This is a genomic window from Tangfeifania sp. (assembly GCF_055108615.1).
Genome location: NZ_JBSQIC010000045.1, coordinates 15,715 through 28,398, shown reverse-complemented (window position 1 = coordinate 28,398; position 12,684 = coordinate 15,715). Strand labels below are relative to the sequence as shown.

Below are 12,684 nucleotides of genomic sequence, written 5' to 3'. Positions count from 1 at the left end.
GATAGGTGAGCAACTGAGTAGTATCATTCTCAGTCATTTGTTTTTTCTTTGCGAATTTTAGCGTTTCTTTTATTTTTCGAATTCTGCGTGGAATAAAATTAGCCAAAACTCATAGCTCCTCAAAATAATATTTAGTCTGAAATAATGTTAGAAATTGGAGAAACAGGTCAAGTTATGCTGATGTCAATCTTTCTGAAAACCGCTGAAAAATAAAAAATCCGGCCAAAAACCGGATTCAATATATTTTTTTGGATGAAATTAATTCTTCACTCTTTCGCTGTAAGAGCGGTCCCGGGTATCTACTTTTATAACCTCGCCCTCGTTAATAAACATGGGCACCATTATTTCGGCACCGGTTTCAAGGGTGGCGGGTTTCAGGGCTGTTGAACTTGCCGTGTTTCCTTTTTCGCCTTCAATGGTTTGTGTTACCTGCAGCTCTACAAATGGCGGCATTTCAACTGTCAGTGGTGTTTCGGTTTCGGCATGAAAGTTAACTTCAATTACCTGTCCTTCTTTTAACAAATCTGCGTTTTCAATCATCGATTCCTGGATAGGAACCTGCTCGAAAGTTTCGGTGTGCATGAAGTTGTACCCCATATCGTCTTTATAAAGAAACTGATAAGGGCGGCGCTCTACCCTTACTTCCTCCACTTTTGAGCCCGAAGAAAAGGTATTTTCAATAACACGTCCTGTTTTAACATTTTTGAGTTTTGTGCGGACAAAAGCGGGACCTTTGCCGGGTTTTACGTGCAAAAAATGTACGATTGTGTAAATATCATCTTTATAATTGATGCACATTCCGTTTCTGAAATCTGATGTTGATGCCATGAGTTATATTTTATTCAAATTTATAGACCTTGCAAAAATAAATAAATCGGTTAAAAATGAATGGTTTCGGGAGTTTTTTGAAGAAAACTTATCAAATTATTTTGCCACCTGTTCTTTGCCGTCAATTTTATAGCTTTGTAAAATAGCCTTGAGGGCACCCACACGCATGTCGAACTCGAGCAGTACCGGCATTTTGGTTTCTTTCGAAATAAAAAACTTTAAGCCGTTTGACCGGTTCAACAGTTTTCCTTTCCTGACAGTAGGGGAAAGTATATAGCAGTCAATTTCCCCCAGATCGGTATCTACTGTTGTTTCCCCGAGGTATTGTACAGTTACGTCGTCAATTTTATCGGCATGGAAAGTTGGAAGTGTAACTTCTTCGCCCTGTTCAATATCTTCCATCAAATGGTTGTTAATGAAATAGAAAAAAACTGAGATGATATCCACCAGGTTTTCAGGCGCTTCTCTGCCACCCGATTTCTGGCTGTAAATGGAATCTGCATCGTGGAAATACAATGTTTCATTATAATACCGGTACTTTCCTTCCTTAACGTTGCGGATTGACTTAAGCGGCAAAAGTGTTTGTGCATCAACCGTTGTTTCGTAAATATCGTTAACTCCAAACAATTTGTCGGTTAGCCCGGTTGTGCGTCCGGCCAGGTAGTAGTGGAGTGCCCTGGTGTTTTTAAAAACGGTATCGGAAATTACCAGTTCAGCCTCGCCGCCTTTTATAAACCCAAATTTCAGGTTGTAGCGAACGCGTTCTTCCTTTGCTGTTAGCGTTTGTACGAGAAGGACTGTTAATACTATGGCTGCAAAATACTTTTTCATCTGATTAACATTGTTTGTTTTCAAAGGTATCATATGGAACTCGCATGGAATTTAATCATTTTCCTGGGTGATAATTAATACCAGCTCGTTTCATTCAATTAATTTTTTTTTAGGAACCGTTGCAATAAAATTTTTCAGGTAGAACGGTTCGAAATAGGCAACATTTTCAAAATTGTTTTTGTTGTATTTTTCTACTGCCAGTTTTTGCATAAACCGTGCCGAAGCTTTTTCGGGGCCTAAAAAAAGGGCGTTGAGGTGGGTGAGTGCTTCTTTGCATTTACTGGCACCATTTCCGAAAAATAGTATTTTGTTATCCTGAAGTTGGTTTGAAAAAGAATTTTCGTCAATAATTTTTGCCGAAACGGGTTCAGCAACTTCGCCTTTTGTGTTGTATAGTGCGGTATAAACTTCCATGCGGCGGGCATCAACCATAGGGCAGAAAAGCAGATTTTTTTCAGTGGAAGCTTCCGGGAAATAATTTCCTGCATTTTGGCTGGTGTAAACTCCCATGGCATCGAGGGTGCCAATCCCGATAAGCGGTTTCCCAAGCGCGTAGCACAATCCTTTGGCTACTGAAACTCCAATGCGTAGTCCTGTGTACGATCCTGGTCCCTTGCTCACTGCCACTGCATCAATGGAATTAATAACCAGGTTGTTTTCGTTAAAAAGTTCTTCGATAAAAACGGTGAGCAGCTCAGAGTGATTTAATCCTTCGCGGCTCTCTTTTTCAAACAGTAAATTGCCGTTTTCCGATACATTAACCGAGCATACTTCTGTTGAGGTTTCGATATTTAAAATGAGTGCCATATTTTTTTCATTTTGAGTGCTGGCAAAAATACTTAATTGTCCTGAATGTAATTTTTAGAAATCGTTACGAAATAAAATGACCGTCACTAGGTAGTATGCTATAATTCCATTCACCGTGAAATGAACTGGGTATAAGGTTTATCTCTTCCATTTTGCTTTCCTTAATTTTTATTCCTGTTCTGTATTCCGTGCTATCTAATTCGCAGTCAACTTTTAAACCTTTTACAGTTTGTGTTGACCCAATTAATTGAATAATAACTTCATAACTCACTAATGGCCTTCCTCTCCAGTTTTTTGAAATATATGAAAATAGTCTATGCTCTATCTTGTTCCATTTACTGGTACCAGGCGGAAAATGTACAACCTCAATTGCCATTCCCAATTCATTCGCCAATTTTTGCAATTCATATTTCCAAAGCTTTCCTTTTGAGCTGTTACTGCCGCCCCCATCTGCTGTAATAAGTAGGGAGGTGGCCATGTTATGATAATATATTCCCATATTGTACCACCAATTTCTTATGCTTTGAACTGCAAATCCAGCAGTATCTTTTGTTATTCCAATGTTTACCCAGCCGTTATTTTTCTTGAGGTCATAAATTCCATAAGGTATCGCCACTCCTTCTGCATCTGTCAAAAAATCATAGGCATTCACTTCTTCCGGGGAGCCCTTTGGTCGCCATTCCGTATCATTGTTTTTATAATTCCCGATTAACTCCCTTTTCTTTGCATCTACTGATATTACTGGCTGCTGCTCAGAAAAATAACATTCAACCCGCCGGTTAATAAACTCGAACTGCGCATTTCTGTCTTCATGTCCTTTGCCTTCAAAAGTTTTCCTATTGGCTTGCAAACTAAAACCTTTTTCTTTTAAAGATTCCCCTACAACCCTATAGCTAATGTTCAATCCTTGCTTTTTCAACTCAGCCTCAATGTTCCTAAGGCTCTTGCTGACCCATTGGAGGGGGGATTGGGGCTCTCCTCTCGTATGCGGCTCTATAAACCGTTCAATATGAGACCAAACCTCTTCTGTGATTTTTCTTTTTCTTCCTCCCCCTTCTTTTCTTAATTGTTGATTAAATTCAATAGGTTTCCCTGATTCTATTTCTTTTATTCCTTTATTTATTGTGTTATGCGAAACACCGGCCAGTCTTTCAATCCTGGTCTTTCCTCCACGCCCAAGATATTTTGACTCAGCGGCTAAGTATATTCGTTTTTGCTGCTCATTTAAAATTGGCAAAACCACATCAAGCTTCTCAAGTAATTTACTATCATCTTCCATTCCGTAAAGATAGCAAACAAATATTAAACAGTCAACTTATTTCATAACATGTTCTTGCTGTGTTCGAATTAACACCAACAAAAAAGAAAAAAGGCATTGCAAGCAATAATGAAGCAAAGAGTAACCCAATTATATGAATGATTCTTTTTGGGAAAAATGTTTCTTTCATAAATGCAGTAATCCATGTTTTCTTTTCTGACCCAATTAACTCCTTTTTATTTCTTGCAGATAAATGTATTAAAAATTATGAAAGTTATAGCCCCAAGTATTTAGAATCTCTCTAAATAAAAACCCGGTAACGCACCACTTTTACCTGGATATTTTTTAATTTTGCAATTCATTTAAATACAGGATTGTTATGTCAGATATACCGAATAAATTAATTGTCCCCAAAAACGTGACCGACGCACTACGAACTATTAAATACCCCGGTAGCGAAGAAGACATTGTTTCGCTCGACATGGTGCAGGAAATCAGGATTGCCGGGAAACGGGTGAGTTTTTCACTGGTTTTCCAAAAAAGCAACGACCCCAATATTAAACCGCTGGTAATTGCCTGCGAAAATGCCTTAAAAAAATACCTCGGCGATGAGGTGGAGATTGAAGACAACATTACCGTGAAGTTTCTGCACGATATGGAGCGCCCTGTACTGCCGGGCGTGAAAAACATCATAGCCGTTGCATCGGGCAAAGGCGGCGTGGGTAAATCTACCGTAGCAGTTAATACCGCGGTGGCACTGGCGCAACAGGGATTTAAAGTGGGATTGATTGACGCTGATATTTTCGGGCCATCCATTCCCAAAATGTTTGGCACCGAGGGTGCCCGTCCCACAGGAGAGAAAATTGACGGGCGCGATATGATCCACCCGGTTGAAAAATATGGCGTGAAATTCCTTTCCATCGGCTTTTTTGTGGATACCGACAGTGCTGTTATCTGGCGCGGGCCCATGGCATCCAATGCCCTGAAGCAGTTGATGATGGATGCCCACTGGGGCGAGCTCGATTACCTGCTCATCGATCTGCCGCCCGGAACCAGCGATATTCATTTAACACTGGTGCAAACCGTTCCGGTAACCGGGGCAATTATTGTAACCACCCCGCAGGATGTGGCGTTGGCCGACGTGGTGCGTGGTGCCAGTATGTTCCAGAGCAAATCCATTGATGTGCCGGTGCTTGGGCTGGTAGAAAATATGGCCTGGTTTACCCCGGCCGAATTGCCTGAAAACAAGTACTACATTTTCGGACAGGACGGCGGCAAAAAACTGGCCGAAAAACTGGGTTTGAATTTGCTGGGCCAAATACCCATTGTGCAAAGTATCCGCGAAGGGGGCGACGAAGGCAATCCATCAGCTACCCATCCTGATTCGGTGACCGGAATGGCATTTGACGATGTGGCAAAAAGCCTTGTTCACCAGGTGCATTTGCGCAACATTAAAAGGGCGCCAACCAAAAAGGTGAAAATTACCCGGAAATAGGAGGTGGGTGAAAAAAATAGTTTTCTTATCCCATAAATGACCGAAATTGCAGCACTGCAAAAATTATTATTTTTGTGTCCCCGCAAGGGAATAAAAGTGAACGGTGTTTTACAATATTCTACCCGAAAATGAGTTTATTCCTAAAGCTGGTTAAAATTACTGTTTGAAGCACTATTTTTCACATACCATCGGGGTACTGCTGCTACTTATGTTAGTGCCGCTTTTCCAGAGGTGTTCAACTGAAAAGAACACCTTTGCTTCGCGTGCATTTCACAAGGTAACTTCAAAATACAATGTTTACTTTAACGGAAACGAAAGCCTCCAAAATGGCCTGGAACGAATTGAAGAAAGCATTGAAAATGATTACACCCGCCTGCTTCCCATTTACAAGGCCAGCGATCCTTCAGCAGCCAACCTGGTGAAATCGGATATGGACAATGCGGTTATTAAAGCGTCGAAATTAATAGAACTGCATTCGATTACCGCCAAGCCCAAACGCCGGCGCCGACGTACCCGCAGGTACCAGGAGTTTGCCAGCCAGGAGGAGTTTAACCCCTGGATTGACGACAGCTACCTGCTCATGGGGAAAGCTTATTACTATCAGCACAATTTTATGGCGGCCATCGATAATCTTTCTTACATTCTCCGCAAATACCCAGATGGCGATGCAAAATACGAAGCCTACATTTTTTTAATCAGGAGCTATTCCGAACTGGAACGATTTGCAGAAGCATCGGAAATGATACAAACGGTTCAGGGAGAACCTGATTTTCCGCGCAACCTGGAGCGCGAACTGGCCGTTGCCACTGCCGATTATTACATGAAACAGGAGGAATACAACGAGGCCATTAAATTTATTGATATTGCCCTCGGAAAAACTTTCTGGCGAAAAGACAAAGCCCGGCTCCAGTACATTGAAGCGCAGTTGTACGAAGAGATTGGCAAGCCGCTTTTGGCAGCCGAAGCCTATGAGGCAGTTACCAAAATGAATCCTGATTATAAAATGGCGTTTAATGCAAAAGTAAATGCCGCCGGTACGTTCTCAGGAGAAGGTAATCTTGAAGAGAATAAAAAAGAGTTGCGTAAAATGTTGCGCGACAAAAAGAACGTTGAATTTCGCGATCAGATTTACTATGCCCTTGGGAACATTCAGCTAACAGAGGGTAACCGCGACGAGGCCATTGACAGCTATCGGAAATCGGTGGCAAACAGTTTCAACAACCAGTTCCAGCGGGCACAGTCGGCTATTACGCTTGCCGATTTGTATTTTGAGGATTTGAAATACCGCGAGGCACAAGCCTACTACGACAGTGCCATGATTATTATCGACGAAACCTACCCCAATTACAATTCGCTGCAGTCAAAATACCGCAGTCTTACCAACCTTACTGATAATTTAATGACCGTGGAACGGGAGGACAGCCTGCAGCAAATAGCACAAATGCCCGAGATGGAGCGCGAATCGCTGATTGCCCGGCTGATGCGCGAAGAACAGGAACGCCAGCGAAATGCCGAAAACCTGGTCATGCAGGATCAGCGCAGCCAGGGCTACTACCGTTCGAACCGCTACCGGATGGGCATGGGAAGCGGGCAGCAGGGCACCGGATGGTATTTTTACAATCCGCAAACTGTTTCGTACGGGCGGGTTACCTTCCGCCAGCGATGGGGACAGCGGCAACTGGAAGACAACTGGCGGCGTTCCAACAAGGGAACGTTTACCGGCGAGGAGATGGATGAATTTGCCCAGGCTGATTCAGCCCAAATGGAAATGAAGGTGGATGATCCGTTGAAAAAGGAATTTTACACCCAGGACTTGCCCCTAACCGATTCTTTGATGGAAATTTCGCACCAACGCATTATCGATGCATTGTATAATGCCGGGAAAATTTATAAGTCGGAATTTTCAAACTACGAACGCTCGGCAGAAGCTTTCGAAGAGTTGATTGAGCGCTATCCCGAAAATGATTATGTGCTGTCTTCCTATTTCGATTTATACGATTTGTATGAGTTAATGGGCAACACCGAACGGGCAAATTATTACCGCAACCTGATTATATCGCAGTTCCCCGACAGTAAATACGCGCAGTACCTTACCAATCCCAACTTTTTTGTTGAAATGGAAGCCCGTACCGACAGTCTGAACAGCCTGTACGAACAAACATTCCAGAACTACCGCTCGGGTAATTACCGCAATGTGATTTCACTCACCAACTCGATGAAAGAGCTGGAACCCGACAGTGTGGTGCTTCCCAAAATTGATTTTATGGGCACCATTGCGCAGGGAACCCAAACCGACATTCATAATTTTGAAAACCTCCTTGAGAATTATATTCAACAATATCCGGCTGCCGAACCAACGCCGCTGGCCACTGAAATTCTCACCCTTATTCAGGACAGTACCCTTGCCGATTACCAGAAACTGGTGGACATGGGCTACATTAACGAGGAGATCCAGAATGAAGAAGTGCTGATGGAAGACAGAATGGAGAATGACGAGTTTGGCGGGAAGTTTTCGTACGAGGAGGATTTACTGCACTACTTTGTAATTGCCTATCCGCGCAGCGCTGACATTGATTTGAACCGGCTCAGGTTCGATATTGCCAACTACAACATCGACCACTATACCCGGAAAGATTTTGATATTGAAACCGAAAACCTGAATGAGGAACTGAGCCTTGTGGTTGTTCGCGCCCTTGAAAATAAAGAAAACGGGGTGATTTACCACCGGGCAATTATCCGGAATGCCCCGGTTTTCCAAACCCTCAGCGATGTTGACTACGTTAATTTTGCCATTTCTTCAACCAATTACAGGCAAATATTATCGGAGCAATCAATTGCTGACTACCTCAAATTTTTTGTTAAAAACTACAGCCGGTTTATCGGTTCTGATTTCAGCAACGAGGAACCTGAACTTTCTCCTGAAGAAATGATGGCCAAAGCCCGTGAAGAAGAGGAAATGCTGCGTGAACGGGGCGAATTTGTGGTGGTTGAAACCGGTGCCGGGCAGGAAGGGCTTTTCTCCACCGATATCGATACCACACAACTGTTTGTTTTGGCGGTGAAAGATCTCGGTTTGTCGATGCGCCAGGCGCTGAGAGGCTTTGCCGAATTTAACCGCAACGAGTACAGGTCCTGGAACCTGGGACAGGAGTTGCAAACATCAGGCGATTACCAGCTGCTCATCGTGCAGGGTATTCCATCGCTTAACGAATCCATGTCTTATTTCCGGAGTGTGGTGTTGAACCGCGATTTATTCGAACCGCTTGGTAGGACAACTTACAGGAATTTCCTTATTACCGAAGAAAACCTTGAAGCGTTGATGGAAGAAGAAAATGTGGATGATTACATCGGGTTCTTCCGTAATAATTACGTTAACCGCGATCAGTCGCAGCGGGGCACTACAGAAACCCGAACCACAGAAACTGCTGAAGCAACAGGAACAACTGAAACGGTACAGGTGGTTCCGGAAGAACCGGAAGAATATTCCGGGCCTTATAACCTGGAAATTGATAAACCACACCTCTTCGTGTTTGTAATTCCGGTTGAAGGAGTTCAGAAAGCAGAATTTATTAGCGGAATTGAGCAGTTCAACTCGCTTGGCAACGATTCGCTGAACCTTGTTATTGAAGAACAACCACTCGACGAATTCCGTGAAAATATTGTGGTAAGCGGTTTCCCCGATAAAGAAACAGCTACCCGCTACTTCCGTACCATTGTGCAAAACCGCGATCTTTATGCTCCGCTGGGGCAGGGAAGTTATCGTAATTTTCTTATCACGGAAGAGAATTTCGGGATTTTCATGGAGGAAAAAAACATTACCGATTACATGGATTTCTACAAGCAGATTTACCTCGGGGAATAGAGTTTGCAGGTTAAAGTTTGTTAACTCCTGTGGAGGCACTTTTTTTGTTTGTAACTTTACCGTTAGCTGAATAAACAGTGATGAAATCTGAATAACATTCATCTTACAATTTTACCGGCAAGGGCATTTCCGGGAACCGGGGCCGAATTTGAAAAACAATTTAAAACAGGAAACATGAGGAAACCATTTATACTTTGGGTTGATGATGAAATAGATGTATTACGTCCGCACATTCTTTTTTTAAGGGAAAAGGATTACGAAGTTGAAACTGCCAACAACGGCAGCGATGCTGTTGAAAAGGTAAAACAACAGTTTTTCGATATTATTTTTCTGGATGAAAACATGCCGGGAATGTCGGGGCTCGAAACCCTGAACCAGATAAAAACACTTTCGCCCAATGTGCCGGTGGTAATGATTACCAAAAGCGAGGAAGAAAATATTATGGATGAGGCCATTGGTTCAAAAATTGATGATTACCTCATTAAGCCTGTTAATCCCAAGCAAATTCTGCTGACACTCAAAAAAAACATCGACCAGAAAAGATTGGTGACACAACAGACCACTTCGGCTTATCAAATGCAGTTCTCGCAGCTGGGAATGAAAATTAACGAACGGCTCTCCTGGGAAGAGTGGATTGATGTTTACCGGAAGCTGGTTCACTGGGAAATTGAACTGGGTACTTCTGAAGATGCCGCGATGGATGAGGTGCTGAACATGCAAAAAGAGGATGCCAACACAGCCTTTTTCAAGTTTGTAAAAGAAAATTACCTGGATTGGCTGAACCGCGATCCGGGAGAAAGGCCGCTGTTATCGCCCGATATTTTTAAGGAACGCGTTTTTCCGTTACTCGATGAAGGAAAGAAAGTTTTTGTGCTGGTTATCGATAATTTTCGCTTCGATCAGTGGCGGACGCTCAGCCCTGTTTTTAGTGAGTATTTTCGTACTGAATCCGATGAGCTTTATTACAGTATTTTGCCCACCGCAACCATGTATGCGCGCAATGCCATGTTTGCAGGTTTAATGCCTTCGGAAATAGAAAAAGTGTATCCGGAATTGTGGGAAGACGATGATAATGAGGGGCATAAAAACAGGCACGAAGAAGAACTCCTGCGTCGGCAGTTGAAACGGAGCGGCCGGGATGAGAAGTTGTATTTTGAGAAAGTTTCCGGAATCCGGCGCGATCGTCAAACTTCCGATAGCTTCAGGAATATTCTTGACAACGATTTGTCGGTAATGGTTTTCAATTTTGTGGACATGATTTCGCACGCCCGCACCGAAATGGAGATGTTACGCGAACTGGCCAATAACGAAAAGGCCTATCGGTCGTTAACATTGAGCTGGTTTAATCATTCATCGCTGCTGGAGCTTATAAAAAGCCTGGCCGAGAATAACATTCATATTGTTGTAACCACCGACCACGGTGCCATCAGGGTGAACAACCCGGTGAAGGTGATTGGCGACCGTGAAACCAACACCAATTTGCGTTACAAACTGGGTAGAAATCTGAATTACAAATCAAAACAGGTATTTGAAGTACGCGATCCAAAGCTGGCATTTTTGCCGTCGCGTAATGTGAGTACCAGCTATATTTTTGCCCATGGCAGCGACTTTTTTGCCTATCCGAACAACTATAATTACTACGCCAATTATTACAAAGATACCTTCCAGCATGGCGGCATTTCGCTCGAGGAAATAATTATACCCCTGGTTACACTGGTGCCAAAAGGGTAGAGCAATTTTGGCTTCTTTTTACAACAAATTCTCCTTTTTCTGCGCTAATTTTTTGTCCAATAACCGGGCATTTCACCATGAGTAAAAAGAAAAGTCGCGGGTCGGTTTCAAACATCAATCCCTCGTAATTTCCCATCCCTTTTGAAATGATGAGGTCGGCTTGCCGGCAGGTTTTTTTAAACTGTGGGCTCATCCGGTGTAAAAGTGTAGAAGGAGCATCGTCGCCATTGGAAATAATTTTTGCCACGTGATGAATCCCCACCTCGCGTGCTTCTTTTTCGGTAGCATCGTTCAGCACAGGTGTTTCACGCACAGCAAACCAAACATTGGAATGTGAAATGGTTTCAAGAAAAAGTTTGTCGAGTACAATTTCGCCGCAATTGTCACCCAGGTACAAAATGGTTTTTGCCTTTTTTATTTCCTATAGAAGCTGTTTCCCAGATCGGTGAATGCAATTTTTTTCAGCATTTCACTTACCACATGGTCTCTTTTTTCTTCCGGAATTTCATATTTATCGAGCCGCTGTTGCAGCGATTTTACCTGGCAAATCAAACATTCATAATTCATGTGTTAAAAATACTGATTATTCAACTATTCAAAATAAAGGACATAAGTTTAAATAGTTATTTAATAAAAAGAAAATGTTTTTCTCTAAACTTTTTTTTAAATTCACATGTTTTAAAGAAAAGATACAAGTGATCTTACTTTATTTATAATCATAAACTATTTTAGACATGAAGTATAATTTATTGGGAAATACCGGACTAAAAGTTTCCGAATTGTGTTTGGGGACCATGACATTTGGTGGCCGCGGAATGTGGACCGCCATAGGCGCTTTACCACAGGACCAGGTAAATGAACTGGTTAAAACATCGGTTGACAGTGGTATCAACTTTATTGACACCGCCAACGTTTACAGCGAAGGCTTGAGCGAAAAGATGACCGGCCAGGCCATCCGCGATTTGGGCTTGAAACGCGACGACCTGGTAATTGCCACCAAAGTGCGCGGACAAATGGGAGAAGGTGTCAATGATTCGGGACTCACCCGGAAACATATTCTGCAACAGGCTGACGAAAGTTTGCAACGGTTGAACATGGATTACATCGATTTGTACCAGATTCATGGTTTCGATGCATTAACTCCGCTGGAAGAAACGCTTGAAGCGCTCGATTCGCTGGTGAAAAGCGGTAAAGTTCGTTACATTGGATGCAGCAACCTGGCGGCCTGGCAAATTATGAAAGCGCAGGGAATTTCTGCGCGAAACCACCTCAGTAAGTTTGTTTCGTTGCAGGCCTATTATACCCTCGCCGGACGTGAGCTCGAACGTGAAATCGTTCCGTTACTGCTCGATCAAAATATTGGATTGATGGTTTGGAGCCCGCTGGCCGGAGGTTTGCTGAGTGGTAAATATGGCCGCAACAAGGAAACCAAAGAGGGGCGTCGTGTGGAATACGATTTTCCACCGGTTGACAAAGAAAAGGCATTCGATATTGTGGAAGTGATGGAAAAAATTGCGGCTGATAAAAATGTATCGGTAGCACAAATTGCACTCGCCTGGTTGCTGCACCAGCCCGCTGTATCTGCAGTAATTATTGGTGCGAAAAAACCTGCGCAGCTGGAAGATAACCTGAATTCCGTGGAAATTGAGTTGACACAGGATGAACTCGCGAAACTGGATGAAGTAAGCAAGCTGGCACCTGAATATCCGGGCTGGATGTTCGAACGCCAGGGTGCTGATCGGAAATAGATTTCATTACAAATTCGGCATAAAAAACCTGTCCCATCCGGGCAGGTTTTTTATATTTTTATAAATGCCAAAACACCCTTTTTACTATTTTTGTTATTGACAGAAACAGAAAAGTAAAATTCAA

Annotated in this window: 10 protein-coding genes; 4 read left to right on the top strand and 6 right to left on the bottom strand. The window is 42.9% G+C overall.

Going from position 1 to position 12,684, the window contains the following annotated elements; translation table 11 throughout:
• Nucleotides 1–258: 258 nt before the first annotated feature.
• The 4 genes from efp to ACTCNA_RS10915 form a co-directional block, all read right to left on the bottom strand.
• Complete coding sequence (gene efp / locus ACTCNA_RS10930; protein ID WP_462947950.1) at nucleotides 259–828, bottom strand: elongation factor P; 570 nt, start codon at nucleotides 826–828, stop codon at nucleotides 259–261.
• A 96-nt stretch (nucleotides 829–924) separates the two neighbouring features.
• Nucleotides 925–1,659: a DUF3108 domain-containing protein gene (locus ACTCNA_RS10925; protein ID WP_462947949.1), complete on the bottom strand. Its 735-nt coding sequence runs from the start codon at nucleotides 1,657–1,659 to the stop codon at nucleotides 925–927.
• Between the two features lie 90 nt (nucleotides 1,660–1,749).
• Nucleotides 1,750–2,466 carry a tRNA (adenosine(37)-N6)-threonylcarbamoyltransferase complex dimerization subunit type 1 TsaB gene (gene tsaB, locus ACTCNA_RS10920; RefSeq protein ID WP_462947948.1) on the bottom strand — a complete coding sequence of 239 codons (717 nt, stop codon included), beginning with the start codon at nucleotides 2,464–2,466 and terminating at the stop codon, nucleotides 1,750–1,752.
• A gap of 64 nt (nucleotides 2,467–2,530) precedes the next feature.
• A complete protein-coding gene (locus ACTCNA_RS10915) occupies nucleotides 2,531–3,745 on the bottom strand; it encodes an ISAzo13 family transposase (RefSeq protein ID WP_462947947.1) in 1,215 nt (404 codons plus the stop codon).
• 358 nt (nucleotides 3,746–4,103) lie between these two features.
• On the opposite strand from ACTCNA_RS10915, the gene ACTCNA_RS10910 reads away from it, so the two are divergent.
• From ACTCNA_RS10910 to porX, 3 genes are all read left to right on the top strand, one after another.
• A complete protein-coding gene (locus tag ACTCNA_RS10910; protein WP_462947946.1) occupies nucleotides 4,104–5,219 on the top strand; it encodes an Mrp/NBP35 family ATP-binding protein in 1,116 nt (371 codons plus the stop codon).
• A 163-nt stretch (nucleotides 5,220–5,382) separates the two neighbouring features.
• Nucleotides 5,383–9,081 carry a type IX secretion system periplasmic lipoprotein PorW/SprE gene (gene porW / locus ACTCNA_RS10905; RefSeq protein ID WP_462947945.1) on the top strand — a complete coding sequence of 1,233 codons (3,699 nt, stop codon included), beginning with the start codon at nucleotides 5,383–5,385 and terminating at the stop codon, nucleotides 9,079–9,081.
• Nucleotides 9,082–9,255: 174 nt separating this feature from the next.
• A complete protein-coding gene (gene porX, locus ACTCNA_RS10900; RefSeq protein ID WP_462947944.1) occupies nucleotides 9,256–10,812 on the top strand; it encodes a T9SS response regulator signal transducer PorX in 1,557 nt (518 codons plus the stop codon).
• Here the strand turns inward: porX and ACTCNA_RS10895 are convergent.
• Nucleotides 10,790–11,230, bottom strand: coding sequence for a damage-control phosphatase ARMT1 family protein (locus ACTCNA_RS10895; protein ID WP_462947952.1), 441 nt, complete (start codon nucleotides 11,228–11,230; stop codon nucleotides 10,790–10,792). The two genes, porX and ACTCNA_RS10895, sit on opposite strands and share 23 nt — an antisense overlap.
• On the bottom strand, nucleotides 11,227–11,379 hold the full coding sequence (locus ACTCNA_RS10890; RefSeq protein WP_462947943.1) for a hypothetical protein: 153 nt from the start codon (nucleotides 11,377–11,379) through the stop codon (nucleotides 11,227–11,229). Before ACTCNA_RS10890 ends, ACTCNA_RS10895 begins: the two co-directional genes overlap by 4 nt.
• A gap of 167 nt (nucleotides 11,380–11,546) precedes the next feature.
• Between ACTCNA_RS10890 and ACTCNA_RS10885 the strand changes: the two genes are divergently transcribed.
• Nucleotides 11,547–12,560, top strand: coding sequence for an aldo/keto reductase (locus ACTCNA_RS10885; RefSeq protein WP_462947942.1), 1,014 nt, complete (start codon nucleotides 11,547–11,549; stop codon nucleotides 12,558–12,560).
• Nucleotides 12,561–12,684 lie beyond the last annotated feature (124 nt).